Raw genomic sequence first — 18,496 nt, 5'->3', positions numbered from 1 at the left:
CGGCCTGAGTCGCTTCGTCCAGAACCTTGCGCAGCCACTCCGCCGCCTGCTCGCATCGATCTGCCTCGGCCAGCACTTCAGCCACCCACTCGGCGTCGGAGAGCTCCCTGCGAGTTTCGAAGGTATTCAGAGCCAAGTTGAACGCCCGCTCTTCATCCCGAACCGCCGGGTCCGGGGAAGACGCCAAAATCCTCGACAGGGCTTGGGCCAGCACAGCGCCCTCGGGAATCTGCTCGAGACCGTCTTCGAGTGTCTTTCGAGCACCGGCCAGGTCGTCCAAGCGCGTCTGCGCCTGGGCCTTGCCGAGCCAGGGCGCCTCCCTGGCCGGAAAAGCTTGAATCGCGACATCGAAGTGCAGAATCGCATCCTCCCAACGTTCGGCCAGCCGCAACGCCTGAGCAAGCTCGTAGCGAATCTGGCCGTCAGCGGGAGCAAACTGGCCCGCTTGGCTGAGGTAGTTGATCGCTCGATCGTGCTCACCGCGGCGCGAGAGCAAGACACCCAGGTTGAACAAGGCGGTCTCGTTACCGGGAGCCAGCTCGACGGCCCGCTCGAACGCGCCGATAGCTTCATCGACATTGCCCATCTCGCCGAGGGCCGACCCCAGATCGATCCAGCCCCCGATGCTGTCGGGATTGATGTCCAGCGCCTTCCGGAACTGGTTCGCGGCTTCCGCGTACCGTCCTACCCAGAAAGCCGATTGACCCTGAAGGAGGTGAACTCGCTCCCCTGTCTTCAAGCCTTCGAGCGAGTCGATGACCGGGTCCGCGGGCTTGATGCCGACGTCACCGCGCCATGCGAGAAGCTGGCGCGCTCTTTCGTCCTCCCCCAGTTTCCGGTATGCCAACGCCAGCGGGTAGAAAAGGCGATTTGCTTCCGGCGTCTTCTCGAGGGCCCCCTGGAGCAGGACTGCGGCTTCCTCGGCCCGGTTCTGACCCAGGAGAAGCTCCCCCAGCCCGGCCTCGGCCGCCGACGAGGCGGGATCGGTCCTCAGGGCCTCGCGATAGAGCCATTCCGCCTTGTCGGCGTTTCCCAGTTCAGCATAGACAGCAGCCAGCCGGATCAAGGTCGGAGATACACCCGGGACGATCGAAAGGGCCTTCTCATAGCGTCCACGAGCTTCCTCGAGTCGGCCTTCGCCCTGAGCCAGGTAGCCCAGCAGATAAGTCCAGCGGAAATCTCGTGGTGCGAGCGTCCCGGCGAGCTCGTAGCAGTCCGTCGCCTCCCGCGAGAATCCGTAGGCGTGGTAGTGGCGCCCGAGCTCGCCAACCGCCTCGGCCCGGTCTGCGTCGGATCGTGCCGAGTCGCTCAAGATCTCTCCGGCGAAATGATGCAGCTCGCGCAGCTGATCGACAACGACCGGCTCGGTGTCGGCAGGAACCACGAACTCAGGAAGGAGCGTGGTTTCGTGACTTCGAGACGGAGCTACCTCTTCGTTTTCGTCTTGCGCCCTGGTGACGGTGGCAAGCCCCCCAAATAGCACCAGTAGGGCGATCCAGAGAGTCCAATCTCGCTTCATCAGGTTCTTTTCCTTTTGTTCGTCACGCAGCTAGTCTACGACGAAGGAGACTTACCGGCTTCCTTCGCAACATGCCCGCTTGTCCCCGATGTCCCAAGGCTCGATGACAAAACCGAACATTGCCCTGATGGGTAGTCGGGGCATACCAGCCTGTTACGGCGGTTTCGAGACTTTGTTCGAAGAGCTCGCCCCGAGGCTGGTCGAGCTGGGGTTCGACGTCACCGTCTACTGCCGCTCCCGCTACACCGCTCGGGACTGCCGGAAGTTCAAGGGCGTCCGTCTCGTTCGCCTACCGAGCCTCTACGCGAAATACACCGAAACGCCGGTCCACACGGCTCTTTCCTGTCTGCACGCGATAACCCGCGGTTACGACGCCGCGCTGATGGTCAACGGCGCCAACGCTATTTTCGTACCGTGGCTCGAGCTCAGAGGAACTCCGGTGGCCCTCAATGTCGACGGCATCGAGAAACAGCGCGCCAAGTGGGGACGCGTGGGACGGGCAGTGTACGCGATCTCCGAGTTCCTCGCGGTGACGCTGCCGGCCCGACTCGTGACCGATGCGAAGGTCATCGAGAGCCACTACCGACGGCACTACGGAGCCTCTTCTGCGACAATCGCCTACGGCGTAGAGCCCCGTCCGCTGCCAGCCGGACCGACGCTGGCCGAGCTCGGGCTCCGGCCACGGGAGTACTTTCTCTACGTCAGCCGGTTCGAGCCGGAGAATAACCCTCACCGCGTTACGGAGGCTTACCGAGCCGTCGGCGGGGGGTTGCCGCTCGTCATGGTGGGAGACGCGCCATACTCGCGAAACTTCATTGCCGACCTCAAGGCCAGGTCGGATTCGAGAGTCCTGTTTCCCGGAGCGATCTACGGCGACGGCTACCGCGAGCTGTTGTCGGGCGCTCTCGCTTTCGTGCAGGCGACCGAAGTGGGTGGCACCCACCCGGCCCTGGTCGAAGCCATGGGCTACGGCAACTGCGTCGTCGTCAACGACACGCCGGAAAACCGGGAAGTCGCAGGCGACACCGCGCTCTACTTCCGAGCGGATCGGCCAGCGACGCTCACCGAGCAGCTGGAGCGAATCCGTCGGAATCCCGATCCATTCGAATGGCTACGTGCTGCCGCTGCAAGACGCGCTCGAACGCGCTACTCCTGGGAGCGAGTAGCCCGACGCTACGCCGCGCTCTTGAGCGACATGACCGGCCGCGCGCATCTATAATTCAACCTGCGCGATGCTACAGCCGAGAGCCCAGTCCGAATTCTGCGGCCTTCTTCTGTCGGGTGGAGCCGGCACTCGCCTCCACCCGGCCACCATCTCGTTGTCGAAGCAGCTGATACCTGTGTACGACAAACCGATGGTCTACTACTCGCTGACGACTCTCATGCTGGCCGGGATCCGAGAGATTCTGGTCATCACCACGCCTCGTGACCAAGCGGCCTATCGAAAGCTTCTCGGCGACGGAGCGCAGTGGGGCATCTCTCTCTCCTACGCGGTGCAGGCAGAGCCCAGGGGCATCGCCGAGTCGTTGCTGATCGGCAGCGACTTCATCGACCGACGGCCGGTGGCACTGATCCTGGGCGACAACATCTTCTACGCGCGGACACTTCGCAAGAAGCTCAAAAAGGCAGCGAGTCATAGCTCGGGCGCCACGGTCTTTGGCTACCGTGTGAAAGACCCCACGCGCTACGGTGTATTGAGTTTCGACAGAGACGGCACTGTAACCAAGATCGAGGAGAAGCCTGCTGAGCCGGACTCACACTACGCCGTCACCGGCCTCTACTTCTACGATAACGATGTCGTGGGCATCGCGGAAGGGCTGGAGCCTTCGGATCGAGGAGAGCTCGAGATCACGGACGTCAATCGCGCCTACCTCGAGCGCCAAGATCTCAGGGTGGAAATCCTTGGGCGTGGCACCGCTTGGCTCGACACCGGAACCCTCGACTCGCTTCTCGACGCCGCCAACTTCGTCAGGGTCATCGAAGAACGTCAGGGGCTGAAAATCTCCTGCCCGGAAGAGATCGCCTTCCGCCTGGGGTTCATTGGGCCGGAGCAGCTGCGAGAGCTGGCCGCGGGCCACGGCGACTCTGGTTATGGGCGCTATCTCCGAACCGTCCTTGAAGAACCGATTCAGGTCACCTAATGAACCGGCTCGAAACCGAGATCCCGGGAGTAATTGTCCTCGAGCCGCGCGTCTTTTCCGATCAGCGCGGCTTTTTTCTGGAGAGCTGGAACCAGACGGCGTTCGAGGCAATCGGACTCGATGAGTGCTTCGTTCAGGACAGCCACTCGCATTCGGTCGCCGGCACTTTGCGCGGCCTTCACTACCAGATCTCCAGACCTCAAGGAAAACTCGTTCGAGTCGTCCACGGTTCGGTTTTCGACGTGGTCGTAGACCTGCGCCGGAGCTCGCCGACCTTCGGTCAGTGGGCGGGTCGTAACCTCTCGGGTGCGAACCGGCGCATGGTGTGGATTCCCCCAGGTATCGCTCACGGCTTTTATGCACGAACCGAGGTCGACTTCGTCTACAAGAGCACCGAGTACTATGATCCGAAGGACGAGCGCACGATTGTCTGGAACGATCCGGTCCTGGGGATCGAGTGGCCGCTGGCGGGAGCTCAGCCACCCCTGCTCGCCGAACGCGATCGAGCGGGATCCGCGTTTCGAGACGCGGAGACCTACCCGTGAGGGCCTTCGTCGCCGGTGGCAGCGGCCAGCTGGGTTCCGCGCTCCTCGCGACGGCTCCCACGGGCACAGCGATCACGGCTCCTCCGCGCCTCGAGGTTTCGATCACCGACCGGCTCGCGGTCGCCGACGCCATAGCAACAGCGAAACCCGAGCTGGTGATCAATGCCGCCGGCTACACACGCGTCGACGACGCTGAGACCGACCGCGAAGCGGCGTTCGCCGTCAACGGCGACGGCGCTCGCAATCTGGCCGAGGCGGCGGCCGCGGTCAACGCCCGCATGATTCACGTCTCGACCGACTTCGTCTTCGATGGTCGCGCTGGCGTCGCTTATCTTCCGGGAGATGAGCCCAAGCCGCTCTCGGTCTACGGCCGGAGCAAGCTCGACGGGGAAAAGGCGGTGCTCGATACGCTTCAAAACAGAAGTCTGGTGGTAAGAACCTCTTGGATGTACAGCTCGCGCGGATCGAACTTCGTCACCAAGATGCTCAGGCTCCTCGGCGAGCGAGAGGAGGTCGCGGTGGTCATGGACCAGATCGGAAGCCCGACTGCCGCACGCAACCTCGCGCGGGCGATCTGGACCTGGTCGAGCCTGCCATCCGCCAGCGGGATCCGGCATTTCTGTGACGCGGGCGTAGCCAGCCGCTATGACCTCGCAATCGCGGTGGGCGAAATCGCCCTGCAATCGGGTCTGATCGAGTCGAGCGCAACAGTCCTTCCGATTCGCACCGAAGATCTTGCCGCCGCCACACCGCGACCGCCTTTCAGCGCTCTCGATTCGTTTGCCAGTTGGTCCGAGCTCGAGCTCGAGCCTGTACATTGGAGGCAGTCCCTGGCGCGCACGCTCTCTTCCGCCTCGGAATCGGCGAATGCCTAGGCTTCTGGTAACCGGTGGCTGTGGCTTCATCGGAGCCAACTTCGTTCACTACTGGCTCGACCGCCACCCAGGGGACCGGGTCGTGGTACTCGACGCCCTGACCTATGCCGGCAACCTGAAGAGCCTGGATGCCGCTCGCGAACAAGACGAGCTGCGCTTCGTTCATGCCGATATCCGGGACCAAGATCTGGTCGCCCAGTTACTGGTGGAGGAGAGCCTGGACACCGTGATCCACTTCGCCGCCGAATCTCACGTCGACCGCTCGATCGTTAGGCCCGACGCGTTCCTGGAGGTCAACGTGCTCGGCACACACAGCCTGCTCGAGGCGGCTCGCTCGGCCTGGCTGAGCGGTCAGCGACAGCCCCGAAGCCACCGCTTCCATCATGTCTCGACCGACGAGGTCTACGGCGACCTCGCGCCCGACGAGCCGGCGTTCTCCGAGACCGCGGCCTACGCTCCGAGCTCGCCTTATGCGGCCAGCAAGGCCGCCGCCGACCATCTGGTTCGGGCCTACACCAGGACCTTCGGTCTCGAAACGTCGATCAGCAACTGCTCGAACAACTACGGGCCGTTTCACTATCCGGAAAAACTGATCCCGCTGGCACTGGTGAATCTTCTCGACGGCAAGCAGGTTCCCGTCTATGGTGACGGCTCGAACGTGCGGGATTGGCTCCATGTCGCGGATCACTGTCGAGGCATCGAGCGCGTTCTCGAGCGCGGCCCTGTCGGGCGGACCTACAACCTCGGCAGCGGCCGCGAGCGAACCAACCTCGAGGTGATTCGGACGTTGTGCCGGACAGTGGATGAGGCCTTCGAAGCCGATCTCGAGCTGCGGACCCGCTTCCCCGAATCCTGGCCGTCGCGAGGTTCCTCTTGCACGGAGGCGGTGACCTTCGTCAAGGACCGGCCGGGACATGACCGGCGCTATGCCGTCGATGCCCGCCGAGCCGCGGCCGAGCTCGACTTTCGACCTGAAATCGACTTCGATCGCGGGCTGCGTCAAACGGTCCGCTGGTTTCTCGACAACGAAGCCTGGTGGCGAGACATCATGGACGGCTCCTACCGGCAGTGGATCGAGTCCCAGTACCCGAGCACCTGAGTCCACTGTGTGCCGCTGAGTGTCACGGAATTGTCTGTGAAGCGCCGATGAAGCGATGGCAGAGACCCTGATCTGGCTGGTTCCGGCGGCCGTTCTGGCGGCGGGGCTCCGCAATCCACGGGGAGGACTGCTCGTTCTCGCGGCGTGTCTGCCCCTGTTCGGCTCGCCGCCGGGCGGGCCCTATCTGGGCGCCCTCGATGTCGCCGCGCTGGCGGCAATCGGCACCGCATGGCGCTCAGGCCGGCCGCCAGCGTCTCGGCTCGACTGGCCGATCTGGGCCTTCCTCGCGGTGAGCCTGGCCTCCCTCGTCCCGCTTGCCTACCATCCTCCCTCCTGGAGCCCGTCGATCCTCGCTCGCCTGGTGGCCTCGCTTCCGGATGTCGAGCCGTGGACGCCGCTCTACGGTTGGCGGGCGTTGGCGAATCTGGGCATCGGGCTGGGTCTCTACCAGGCCGTGCGGCGGGCGTTTGCCCGCAATTCCCTCAAGCCACTCTTCCTGGCGCTGGCGTCGGGTCTGCTGGTCGCTCTGCTCCTGGGTCTGCTCACTCACGCCGGCTTGATCGACCTCGGCGCCTACCGCGCGAAGGGAGGCCCCTTCTGGCAGAGCCGCCTGCATTCCCTCTTCTTTCATTCGGGTTGGTTGGCGGAATTCGTTGTCCTGGCGACGCCGATCGCCGCGGCGACGTTGTTGACCCTGAGACGCAGGGGATCGGTCGTGTCGGCTCTTCTGGTGGCCCTGGCGGTTCCGACCCTCTTTCTGACCGAGCAGCGCGGTGCCTGGTTCACGGCGCTCGGACAGCTCCTGCTCGCGGTGCCGCTCTGGAGACTGGCCGTTGTCGAGCCCAAGCGCCAGCCGCGTGCGAGGAGCCCACTCCGTTCGGGCGCTCTGGCCGGTGTGGCAATCGCGCTGACCCTGACCGCTGGTAGCGTTCTCGTCCGGCCCGATCTCTTCGGCGCCGCGTTCGAGCGTACAGGAAGCGCGTTCGACGCCCAGGGCCGGCTCAGGATCTGGAGCCTGACCGGGGAGATGATCGACGATCGACCCGTCCTCGGCTGGGGTCTGGGCAGCTTCTCGTCCGTTTTTGACAATGCCCATCCCGAGCGGCGAACCGGTGTCTTCCAGATCCTGACCGCTCACAATCAGTACCTGATGCTCGGCGCGGAGCGCGGAATCCTCGGCCTGGCGGCATTCGCCATCGTCTGCTGGGCTCTGCTCGAAACTCTTCTCGCTGCAGCAAGGCACGACGATCGGGAAAAACGTGTTCTCGCAGCGGGTTTGGCACTGACATTCGCCGGTTTCCTCGCCTACGGCCTCGTCCAGTACCTCTTCTTCCTCAAGATGATCGAATGGCTCTTCTGGATGCTGATCGGCTCGGCGGCTGTTCTGGCGCCGAGGCTCGCCGTGCGTCCCGTCGACCGGGCGGCCTGGGCCGTCATCCTCGCCGCGGGATTGCTGCTGCCGTGGCGCGCCCTGGCCGTCGAGCCTTTGAGCACAGCCGGCGATCGGACTTTCGGATGGCACCGCCAGGAGACCAGCGGGGCGAAGACCTTCCAGTGGACCGGAAGATACGCAGCACGACGGCTGCCGTGGCGCCACGAGACGGTCGAGCTCGAGCTCGTAAACGGCCATCCACGCCCCGGTCGGCACAAGGTCGAGGTCGTAGTTCGGATCGATGGGCAACCTCGGCTCGCGTCCGAGATCGACGGCGTGTGGACCCGGCACTCGATCCCGCTGGGGCCGCCCCAGCAAGACTCGGTTCTGCTGGAAGTGATGGCGCGACCGGTCTTCCGGCCGTTCAGCGACTTTCGCCGCTATCCGGACCTGCCGGCGTCATCCGACATTCGCGCGCTCGGCGTGGCCGTCTCAATACCCGCGGGCGAGAGCGCCTGCGTTTCCACCGGGCTCGCTTCGGGTGGGGCAGGGACCTCGAATCGTGCCCGCCGGTCCCAGCCTCAGAATGGGTTGCCGAAACTGAGAAACACCACCGCCCCACTCTGATCCGGCTCTTTCTCGAGCTTCCAGCCCACCTCCAGACGCAGGGGCCCGATCGGGGACAGGTACCGCAGTCCCACGCCCGCACCGTACTCGAGCTCTTCCGGATCGATGGTGTCCCAGTTCCCGAAGACGTTGCCGGCGTCGACGAACACCGTGCCGCCCACCGCACCGGCGATTGGGAACCGGTAGTCGAGGTTCGCCAGTAAGAGCCCGTTGCCGCCGATCGGCACCCGGCGCACACCGCCGTCGTCCGAGGTCACCACAAGAACACTCTCTCCCGGCACTCCGAGAAGATCCCGACGATACGCCCGATGGGTCGTTCGACCGCCGGCGAAGAAGCGCTCGGAAATCGGGATGTTGGCCGATTCGAGTCCACCGGGAACGGTCGGGTCCAGCGCCGAGAGATCTCCGAGCGGCTCGAGGGCGCCGACGCGCAGACTCCCGGCGACCACTCCCAGTCGGCCGAGGTCGATGTAAGCCGTCTGCTGCCCAAAGAGCTTCAGGAACTCGGCGCTTGCGCTGAAAGCCGAGAAGGCGTACTCGGCCTGCAATCCCGCGGTCCAACCGCGGGTCGGAACCAGGGGATCGTTGCGCCGATCAATCAAGAATCGCGGGGTCAGACTGATGATGTCGACCTCCTGGAGGTTCCGGTCGATCTCGATCGCTTCGAGCGCCGGATCCGGGTCGAGGACCCGAACCTGCTTCACCGTAAGTAGCGCCCCGAATTTCGTGCTGCCCTTCGCGATCTCCGTGTCGACCTGGATCCCGCGGCGCTCCGAATCGAAGCTCTCCTCCTGCTCCTCGACTCCGAAGATGGAATAGGTGATCGGCGCTCTAAACCCGCCTAGATAGGGCTGGCGAAAGAGAAGACGAGCTTGCCGCTCCCGCTGGCTCAGGCGAAGATCGAAACGCGTCGCGACCGCACGTCCGAACAGGTTGCCGTGCGAATACCCGAGAAGCGTGCGGATCCCGTCTTCGGAGTCGTAGCCGACACCCAGGCTTCCCCTCTGGGGCCGACCCTCTTCGAGCCGGACCAGGATGTCGCGGCTGGGTGCAAAAGGCATGGCCGGCGCCAAGCGCACTTCCACTCGCGAGAAGATCCCCAGCCGGTAGAGCTCCCGCTGCCCTGCCAGCAGCTGTCGCCGACTGACCGGATCGCCGGACTCGAGTCCTACGCTCCTGCGAACGACCTCGGTGTGGGTCTTGGCCTGGCCTCGAAAAATGACGCGGTCCACGGTGACCCTGGGACCCTCCAGCACCTGAATCACGACCGAAGCCAACGAACGCGTCGGATCCCAGGTCACGCCGGAGGAAACCTGCGCTGACAGATAGCCGAGGTCTTCACATAGAGCTCGTATCTCGGCGACCGTGTCCTCCAGGCGCCGCGGATGAAATGGGCCTCCCGCGGCGATCGCGAACGTTCGGGCGGTCGGGTCGAAGCCCGTAATGCCCTCGAAGGTCACCTCGACAACCTGCCTTCTGGGCCCCTCGACGATCGGGATCGATACGTCGAGCGCGCCCGCACTTTCGGATACCGTAACTCGAGCTGGGCCGATCTCTGCCCCGCCAAGCCCTTGCAGGGCGTAGTACGAACGCAGATTGCTCAGATCCTCTTCGAGGACCTCGTCCACCAGGCGCCCACTTCCGGGCGAGAACGTCCGCGCCGTGGAGCTGGCCATTCTCTGGACCAGCTCCGAGGTCGGCACCAGTTCGTTACCGGAAAACTCCAGGCTCTTCACGCTGAAGGTTGGGCCGGGTTGGATCAACAGGTTGACTTGCCGGCGCTCCTCGAGATCGACGACCTCCCCCGTTACCCGCGCTCGATAGTGCCCACGCCCCTGGAAATCACTCCGGATCCGGCCGACCGTTTGTAGAAGCAGGGCTTCATCGAAGCGCTCCTGCTCGAGCTCCTGGAGCAGGCCACGTTTGCGCAGCACCTCGTCATCGAAGCCCAGTACCCGCAGATCGAGCTTCGGTCCCATCTTGACCGGATACTCGAGCGCCACGGAGCGCGGCTCGAGATCGCGGGCCTCGTTCGGGGGCCCGACCTCGGCAGACAGGTAACCCTGCCGGCCCAACCAGCTCTCCAGACGCTCTCTCTCGTCGGTCAGCTTGGTGCGCTGGAACCTCCTACCGGCGGTCATTCGCAGACGCCCGAGCAGCTCGCTGCTGTCGAAGGCACCGAGACTGCCGACAAAAGAGACCTTCTCGACCAGCGTCGGCTCGCCGCAGCTGACGTGATACGAGACACTTGCGAGCTTCTCGGCCTCATCGATCTCGACGTCGAGGACGACTTGACGGTCGCGAAACCCGTTCTCGCTGAGAAGATCCTGCAGCCGATAGACGCCTCGAACGACGCGACTCTCGCTCAGAGGCGTCTGCGGCCTCTGCGCCAGGGCTCCGCGCAGCTGCGAGTCGCGCAGGCAATCATTGCCGACGATTTCGACCGCGGCAGCCTGAACTCTCGAGAAAATACTGAAGACGACGCGAACACCGCCAGCCTCTCGAACCAGCGACGCCTCGGCACGGCCAACCAGCCCCGAAGCCTGCAGATTCCGCAAGCTCTTGCGCAGGTCCTCGAACGCCAGGTCGCCGCCAGGCTCGACCGCGAGAAGCTCGATCAGCCCCTGCATTCGTCTCCCCGCCACGTCGCCACGCAGCTCGACACTCAGCACCCTCGCTGCCTGCCCCGGCGCCGAAACGCCGGCCAGGCAGACGAGCACCGTGCCGACCCGGAGGCAGAGCTTGAATCGCGCCCACATCGATCTAGAAGGCCTTCTCCCACTTGGCGTCGACCGCGTAGGTACCATCGCCGTTTTGCGTGAGAACCAGAATCAGAGACCGGCTTATGCTCCATTCGAGCTCTAAGATCTGCTCCTCGGTCTCGCTCGGATCGTAGGAATAGGTTGCGAAGAGATCGCGTGACAGCTGTTTTCCGACCGTGACTCGCGCCGACGACAGATCGCCGGTCGAGCTCGTCAGTGGAACGATCCGGAACTGATCCAGGCCAAACAGGCGGTTGAAGCGGTTCGCCACCAGCGAGGTCGCCTGTCCGTAGAGAAAGGTCTCGGCACCGAGGTTCTCACCCTGCAGGCTCTGGGATTCCCTGGTCTCGCCGAACTCCGGGTCTCGGGGCCGGCCGCCGGTCATCAGCGCCATTACCTCCAACTCGGCGAGGGGTGGATCGGAGATGAAATCGAAGCTCAATCGTTCCGGCGTTCCGGACAGGCTCAGGGTGACGTCGTATTCGCGCAGGCCCGTGTGAGCCACCAGATCGATCACCGGCTCCAGCCGGTACGGATTGGCAAAGGTCAGGAGACCCCGCTCGAGCTCGTACTCGTTGCCGGAATAGATCAGCCGTCCAGAGGGATCGAACTCGACCGTGCCGAAGACGACCGGCCGGGCCAGGCTGCCGCGCAGCACCAGATCCGCCGAGCCTCGCAAGTCAGCCAGGTTGTTTCGGATCCTCAAGGTCTCGTCAGCGGTGACCGCCAGGTTGAGCTGGGTCGTGGTCAGCAGCTCATCGGTCTCCTCCACCTCGACGCGGCGCTGCTCGAAAAAGGAGCGCAGGAGCTGGTCGAGCTCGACCGGCACGTCGGTGACGTAGAGAGCGCGGTCCAGATCCAGCGCACCGGAAAGCTGACGGCCGCCCGGACTCGAGGACAGCGTGAAGTCGGTGTTGCCCCGGATGGACCATCCTTCGGGATAGCGGAAGTTGAGACCGTCCCCGGAGATCTGGAACCGGTAGTCGAGCTCGCCGGATTCGGTCCAGCCCACGGTGCCGGCTCCGTTGAGGCGACCGCCGACAACCCGCGCGGACAACTGATCAAGAACCGCCTGTCTCGGATAGAACAGAAACACGGCCTCGGTCGATTCGAACGTCGCCGCGAATCCCGTAGAGACCAGCTTGCCTCCGCTGAACTCACCAACCCCGTCCAGACGGGGCTCGCTTACGGTTCCCACGATCGATCCGATCACGTCGAATGTTCCCTCGACGAGCTCGATCCCTTCCGGCGCCCAAGGCTCGAACCACGACGCGCCCAGAGAGCACTGCATTTTGAGGTCCAGAGTCTTGTCGTCTTCGAGACCGATCCTCCCGGCAACGAAAAACTCGCTCTCGGCGTCGGGTGTGGCCAGGTAGAAACTGTCCAGCACCAGCACCCCTCCGTCGAGAACGATCGACACCGGCTCCAGGTTCTCCAGCGTCCGGACCGCGCGCAGCCCCGGGCGCCGAATCAGAAGCTCGTCCAGGCGCAGCCGCACCGCGGGCAACCGTGCCGCGCCGAGAGCACCGGCCACACGCAGTGATCCCTGGCCGGTAGCTTCGAAGTCGGGCACCGCCTGCGGCAGGAATAGCGCCAGAATCGCTCTCAGATCGGAGCTCGAGACCTCGAATTCGAGATCTGCGACCCCGTCCTCCAAGACGCCGCCGCCGGCGAGTCGCACGAGGCCTTCGATTCCGCCTTCAGACTCGATGTCGCGGCCATGCCATTCCAGCCGGAGCTCACCTGAGCCGGTTTCGCCAAGTACGGCGTCATCGATCGCGACGCTCTCGACGCCGAAGACCAGTGCAAGGTCCGGATTCGTGATGCTGCCGCCAAGCTCGCCGGAAACCTCCAGAGTACCTGCCAGCCTCTCCGCCGAGATCGGCAGCATCTCCAGGGCGGACAGATCCAGACGGTCGGAGTCGACCGCGAGCGCCATGCGGTCGGCGAGGAGGTCGTAGTCTCCGCTGAGTCGGATCGCGCCCTGACCGAAACCGAGCTCCGCCTCGTGGAACACGACTCGCTCGGGCGAGAAATCAAGATCGAAGTCGAGGCGGGAGGCCTCGAGCTTCCCCAGGCTGGGCGGAGCCACCCGTCCCCGAGCCGAGCCTTCGGGAGCCTCTGGAGAGCCACGAATCGTCGCCCCGCCTGAAAACGGCCCTTGCAGCGGCATCTCGAACGGCAGCCAAGGTTGCAGATCGGAAAGGGGCCAACCCTCGGCGTCGACGGCGAGCAAGAGCTCGTCGTCATCCCCGTCAGCGGCAACATCCGCGACCAGCGGCACGGAACCGGTGACGATCAGGCCGGCCGTGGGTCGGAGCAGTTCGACACGCAGATCGTGCACCCCGACCGGGTCGAGCTCGAACCTCCCCTGGACGCGATCGGCCCGAAAGCCGGGCGCCTCCACATCCTCGAGGTTCAGCTCGGTCAGAACTTGCACGGCCTCGCCGTCGACGATGACTTCGGCCACAACCTCACCGCGGCCTCGTTCCGGTTGCCAGAGAGCGCCGGGTTCCGCCATCGGCAAGAGCGCCAGAACCGCCTCGATCGCTTCACTGGTGACCTCGACGTCGAAACTTCCACTGCCTTCGGCCATGTCATACGAGCCCGTGGCGACGATCAGTTGGTCCTCCCCCGTCAAACGTACGGCCTCGGTCCGAAGTCGACCGTCGCCGATGCTCAAGACGGCTGACCCATCGACCGGCAAGCCCTCGGCCCCGAGGGTGCGCTCGATTTTCAGGTCGGCCCAGCCGTTCCCCGACCGAGGCTGACGCCTCAGGAACTGATAGCTGAAGTTGCCGGTCGCCTCGGCCGCTAGACCGATTATCGGAATCCGCTGGTCCTCCAACAACCGCCCGACATCCACTCGGCTGAGTTGCAGATCGAGCTCGACCGGCGCGTTCTCCGAGCCCAGGGCCATCCGCACCGAGCCGTCGATCGTGCCCCTGCCGTAGCGGGCGCTTTCGATCCGGTAGCGAGCTCCCTCGCTGTCCACCTGAACACGACCGCTAACCGAGCTCACCCGACGCTCGACGACCTCGATCCCCGTCGAGGAGAGTCCGCCCGACAGCGACCACTCCCGCTCGCCTCGAACGAACTCGCCGACGAAATCGAAGGGGCCATCAACCAGTCCGTCGCCGTAGCCGAGCCGATCCAGCAGGCGACCCTGGCCCGACGCCTCGATCGAGAAGCTCGTGCGTCTCTCGCCACGCCATTGAACGAAGCCCCTGACCTCGGCGGCGACGTCGGGCGCCTCGAAACTGCCGGCGGCGATCTCCGCCCGCCCGGGCCGGTACGAGCCGAGCACGGAGACCGTGCCCAGGTAGGGGCGCGCCTGAGGCAGCACCACGGTCACCTCGTCCGCCCGCAGCTGGCCGACCAGCTCGAGGCGATCGTCGCCACCCGCGAGATTGGCCCTGAGATCGCGCGCCGAAACCTCCAGGGGATACTTCCGATGTTCGGTCTCGAGCTCGCCGTCTACTACTTCGATACTGCCGATCGCAATCTCGAAACGCCTGGGCTGGTCCCGAAACCTGCGGCGTTGCGTCCGAGGCGCGTCGTGCTGGCCGGACTCGTCGAAGTTCACTCGAATCAGCGGCTTTTCTACGAACACGCGATGAAGAGTCACTCCCGGGCGAAGCAGCGAGCCCATCCGAGCATCCACCTGAAGACGCTCGACTTCGGCGAACGCGGGCTCTCCGTCGCCCGGCCCTCCGATCACCAGGTCCCGCGCCTCGATGGAGAGCGGAATCAGATCGATCGAGACACTTCCGATCTCTACCTGGCGATTGAGATAGCTACCAGCTCTTGCCTCGGCAAACCTCTCTGCCCAACGGGCGAAACGAGCGCTTCCCAGAACCGCCAGGAGGACAACCACAACCAGCGCGATCAGCGCCGGAGACCAGATCAGGGGCCTCAGCACCCACCTGGCCAGTCTGGACCGGCGCGGCCGCCGGGGCCTCTCGGCGCCTGCCTTCCGCTTCTCCTCGGGCTTCGGCACCATCGGATCGGCTGATCAGGCGGAACGGTCTGGCCCGGGCGCGCTCAGCCGCCCCAGCGGAGTTTCCCTCGCAGATTGTCGTAGAAAGTGCGCCCGCTCAGCCGAACCAGGCTGACGCCCTTGTCGGCTCGCATCAGTTGGACCGTGTCGAGGTACGCAAGCGTCGTCCCCTCCTGGCCGTCGAGAGTTAGATGGACCTCGGCGTCCCGTGTTTCCAGTTTGACCTCGATCAAGCTTTCGTCCGGCACCACGATCGGCCGTAGCGAGAACGTGTGCGGGCAAATCGGCGTCAACAGCACAACCGGCAGCAGGGGATTGACGATTGGTCCCCCGGCGGAAAGGTTGTAGGCCGTCGATCCGGTCGGGGTCGAGATGATCAGCCCGTCCGAGCGATAGGTCGTCACCAGGCCACCGTCCGCCTTCAGGGTCAGTTCTATGATCCTCGACAGCGCGCTTTTCGCGATGACCGCATCGTTGAAGACCCGGTAGAAAGCCGAGCCCCCGTCGGCTCGAATAACCTTGATCTCCAGAAGCGATCTCTCCTCGACTTCGAAACGCCCCGCCAGGATCTCCACCAGACTCGGATAGAGCTCGGCTCTCGCGATCTCGGTCAGAAAGCCCAATCGCCCGAGATTCACGCCAAGTATCGGCACGCCGGGGCACACGGCTCTGCCGGCAGAGAGCAGCGTGCCGTCGCCGCCCAAGACGACTACGAGATCGTAGTTGCTCCCGGGGTCGTAGAAGTCCCCTGCAAAGGTCGGGTCACGTGCAACCGCTACTTCCTCTTCGATCGCCACCCGAATGTCCCGGCGTTGCAGCCAGTCCGCCAGTTCGTGAGCACTGGTCACGGCTTCGCGGCTGCCGTTCTTGACGACGACTCCGACGCTTCGGATCACGCTACTCAATCGCCGGGCTCCCTGCGCAGGAGGGCGAAGGCCTCCCTGTTGCCTTTGGCGCCGTGTACCGGTGAATCGAACGATCCCAGCGCCGTAAGTCCGAGGGCCTCCAACCGGGCCACGGTCCTGTCGATGGCCTCGCGGCGCAGGCCCTCGTCCCGCACGATGCCGCCCTTGCCCACCTCGCGCCGCCCCACCTCGAACTGAGGCTTGACCAGCATCAACAAGAGCCCGCCGGCGCGGACGTGGGGCACGATCGCGGGCACCACCTTGACCAGCGAAATGAACGACAGGTCGAAGGTCGCAAGATCGCAGACTTCACCGAGCGCGTCGCGTTCGAGGTAGCGCGCGTTGACGCGCTCCATCACCTCCACGCGCGGATCGTTGCGCAGGCCGTAGTCGAGCTGCCCGTAGCCGACGTCTACCGCGAAGACCCTTCGCGCTCCGCGCTGCAGCAGGCAGTCGGTGAAACCGCCGGTGGAAGCGCCGACGTCGATGCACACCCAGCCCGTCGGATCCAAACCGAAATGATCCAGCGCCGCAGCGAGCTTGCGGCCACCTCGGGAAACGAACGGCTCCGCCGGGCCAGCGATCATGACCTCAACGTCCGCAGCTACCGAGCGACCGGGCTTGTCGATCCGCTTTCCGTCGACCTCTACGATTCCCGCCATGATCGCGCGTCGAGCCTGCTCACGCGTCGGAAACACGCCACGTCGTTGCAGAAGCTGGTCCAAGCGTTCCAAGACAACCCCCAATCGAAGCTATTGTCCCACGCTCGACCCGATCTCGCCCTCCTGGACAGTGAGTATGAACGGCGTCGCCATCAGCACCAAGGTCAGACGCAGAACCTCCGTGTCGAGCCAATTGGCTTCGAATAGTCCGGCCAGGCTAAAGCCGATCAACGCCAGAAAACTCCCCAGGTAGAGCTCTTCGAAGCACCGGCCCACTCCCGGCCGTCCAGGTTCGTCCAGGCATCTGCGGTAGCCGCGGTACGCGGCCAGCAGGGCCGCACCGATAAGCCAAAGATAGGCGCCCAGACCGACCAGCCCTCCTTCCGCGGCGACTTGAAGGTAGGTGTTGTGCAAGTGCGGAACGGAGTGACGTGGTGCCGCCAGGGGTCGGTAAATCGGATACAGGCGCTCCGGCATTCCGGGCCCGAGCCCCAGAACCGGTCTCTCTGCAACCATCTCGAGCCCGGCATCGAGCATCGACAGACGGTCGTAATTCGACGGATCCTGAAGATCGACGATCGATGCGATCCGTTGGCGAACCGGAGCTGCCAAGAGCGCCAGTCCCAGCACCGCGACCGGCATCCAGACCAGAACGCTCTTCGGCCGGCGCAACAGGGCGAGCACGAAGAGCGTCAATGCCAGCGCCACCCACGAGCTTCTTGTCAGGCTCCCGAACAGGGCAATCGTGATCACTGCACAGGCGCCCCAGCGCCAGTCGCCGAGGCGTGGTTTGCGACAGGCGAACCTGGCAATCAGAACCAGATTCGCCAGCAAGAGCACGCCTGCAAATGTCATGTAGTGCGAGAAAGGCCCGCGAATCCTCTGGCCGAGATCGCCGTATCCGGTCAAGAACTGACCCAGACCCCACAGAGCCGCAAGAGCGGCCACGATCACGACTCCATCCAGCACTTTTCGAAGCCATTCGGCATCGCGAAGCCAGAAAAGGGCGAGCGGCAGGGTCACGAGCCCCAACATCTCGTCGGCATGAGCCAGACTCCAAACGGAATCGAGCGAAAACGTGATCGAAGCGAGACCGACTAGAACATAGAAGCCGAGAGGATTGAGAATCTCAGAGAAGCGGCCCATGCGCTCCGCCTCGCGTCGCAGGTTCCCTCGGACGGCGAACGGTACGGCCGCGATCGAGAGCACCATGGCGGCATTCGAGATCGCGAGCGCGACCACCGCCCAGAGATGCAGCACGAAGGTGGCAAATCCGAATCGATTGCCGTCGCTGCGGGCCGGCACGGAGGAGACGTCAGACACAAGCGCGGGCGAAACTGAGCGCCAAGCTGCTCCCGCTTCAGCCGGTCAGGACGTCGGCGGGCAGTGCATCCTCCACCAGCATGATGGGGATGTCGGAAACGATCGGGTACACCAGGCCGGACTCGGCACAGTGAAGGCCCTGCTCGACGACGGGAACCTCGTCTCGAAAGTGCTCCTTGTACTTCTCGACGAGCTGGTTGCGGACGGCTTCCGGAAGCTCGACGAGCTCGAGATCGCCCTTGGTCTTGGGGCAGACGAGGATTGCGAGAAGCTCGGGATCGACGGCCATGACGAAGAGCAGAATACCACGGCCACCGGAGTCGAAGAGACTCCGGCGCCGATTCGGCAGGCAGCGGGCCAAGGAACGCTACGGGCTGAGAGCCGGCCTTGCCCTCGCCGCCGCTCAGCCTTTCGGCTCATGCGATCCGGCGGGCTCTTGGAGGAGTCGTCTCGGGCGATCTGTGCGTCTCCTCGCTATCAACTGCAACTATGAGCCTGTTTGCCGAGCGCCCCGCTTCGGTGCGGCAGATCGCGGCTCCTCGACTCGCCTACACTCACCACGCCGGATCCTCGCATCGCCTCAAACGGCTTTGCGCTCGGCAAGGGCGAGACCGGCTTCTTCGTCGAGTCACTCCGCACCGGCTGAGGACAAGCCGATTCGGCAGG

The 18,496-nt window shown here is 64.5% G+C and carries 13 protein-coding genes; 6 read left to right on the top strand and 7 right to left on the bottom strand.

What is annotated here, in order from left to right; translation table 11 throughout:
• The coding region (locus GY769_23580) for a tetratricopeptide repeat protein (protein MCP4204901.1) at window positions 1-1,519 on the bottom strand (1,519 nt) is incomplete at its 3' end.
• Window positions 1,520-1,622: 103 nt separating this feature from the next.
• Between GY769_23580 and GY769_23575 the strand changes: the two genes are divergently transcribed.
• From GY769_23575 to GY769_23550, 6 genes are read left to right on the top strand one after another with little or no spacing between them, the layout of a single operon-like run.
• Window positions 1,623-2,738 carry a glycosyltransferase family 1 protein gene (locus tag GY769_23575; GenBank protein MCP4204900.1) on the top strand — a complete coding sequence of 372 codons (1,116 nt, stop codon included), beginning with the start codon at window positions 1,623-1,625 and terminating at the stop codon, window positions 2,736-2,738.
• A gap of 13 nt (window positions 2,739-2,751) precedes the next feature.
• Window positions 2,752-3,660 carry a glucose-1-phosphate thymidylyltransferase RfbA gene (gene rfbA / locus GY769_23570; protein MCP4204899.1) on the top strand — a complete coding sequence of 303 codons (909 nt, stop codon included), beginning with the start codon at window positions 2,752-2,754 and terminating at the stop codon, window positions 3,658-3,660.
• Window positions 3,660-4,205, top strand: a complete 546-nt coding sequence (gene rfbC / locus GY769_23565; protein ID MCP4204898.1) for a dTDP-4-dehydrorhamnose 3,5-epimerase — start codon at window positions 3,660-3,662, stop codon at window positions 4,203-4,205. The genes rfbA and rfbC overlap by 1 nt, the downstream gene beginning before the upstream one ends.
• Window positions 4,202-5,080 (top strand): dTDP-4-dehydrorhamnose reductase, encoded by an 879-nt coding sequence (rfbD, locus tag GY769_23560; GenBank protein MCP4204897.1) that lies wholly within the window; start codon window positions 4,202-4,204, stop codon window positions 5,078-5,080. The genes rfbC and rfbD overlap by 4 nt, the downstream gene beginning before the upstream one ends.
• A complete protein-coding gene (gene rfbB / locus GY769_23555; GenBank protein MCP4204896.1) occupies window positions 5,073-6,179 on the top strand; it encodes a dTDP-glucose 4,6-dehydratase in 1,107 nt (368 codons plus the stop codon). Before rfbD ends, rfbB begins: the two co-directional genes overlap by 8 nt.
• A 55-nt stretch (window positions 6,180-6,234) precedes the next feature.
• Window positions 6,235-8,178: a hypothetical protein gene (locus GY769_23550; GenBank protein ID MCP4204895.1), complete on the top strand. Its 1,944-nt coding sequence runs from the start codon at window positions 6,235-6,237 to the stop codon at window positions 8,176-8,178.
• Here the strand turns inward: GY769_23550 and GY769_23545 are convergent.
• The 6 genes from GY769_23545 to GY769_23520 form a co-directional block, all read right to left on the bottom strand.
• Window positions 8,133-10,937, bottom strand: a complete 2,805-nt coding sequence (locus GY769_23545; protein MCP4204894.1) for a BamA/TamA family outer membrane protein — start codon at window positions 10,935-10,937, stop codon at window positions 8,133-8,135. The genes GY769_23550 and GY769_23545 overlap by 46 nt on opposite strands.
• A gap of 4 nt (window positions 10,938-10,941) precedes the next feature.
• Window positions 10,942-14,862, bottom strand: a complete 3,921-nt coding sequence (locus GY769_23540) for a hypothetical protein (GenBank protein MCP4204893.1) — start codon at window positions 14,860-14,862, stop codon at window positions 10,942-10,944.
• Window positions 14,863-14,984: 122 nt separating this feature from the next.
• Entirely contained in the window at window positions 14,985-15,845 is an 861-nt protein-coding gene (locus tag GY769_23535) for an NAD(+) kinase (protein MCP4204892.1), read from the bottom strand.
• Entirely contained in the window at window positions 15,842-16,591 is a 750-nt protein-coding gene (locus tag GY769_23530) for a TlyA family RNA methyltransferase (GenBank protein MCP4204891.1), read from the bottom strand. Before GY769_23530 ends, GY769_23535 begins: the two co-directional genes overlap by 4 nt.
• A gap of 6 nt (window positions 16,592-16,597) precedes the next feature.
• Window positions 16,598-17,830 carry a hypothetical protein gene (locus tag GY769_23525; GenBank protein ID MCP4204890.1) on the bottom strand — a complete coding sequence of 411 codons (1,233 nt, stop codon included), beginning with the start codon at window positions 17,828-17,830 and terminating at the stop codon, window positions 16,598-16,600.
• Window positions 17,831-17,867: 37 nt separating this feature from the next.
• Window positions 17,868-18,119 (bottom strand): hypothetical protein, encoded by a 252-nt coding sequence (locus GY769_23520; GenBank protein MCP4204889.1) that lies wholly within the window; start codon window positions 18,117-18,119, stop codon window positions 17,868-17,870.
• Between the last annotated feature and the right edge of the window lie 377 nt (window positions 18,120-18,496).

The organism is bacterium (assembly GCA_024224155.1).
In the GTDB taxonomy this organism is placed as follows: Bacteria; Acidobacteriota; Thermoanaerobaculia; order Multivoradales; family JAHEKO01; genus CALZIK01.
This window is presented reverse-complemented; position numbering and strand designations above follow the sequence as displayed.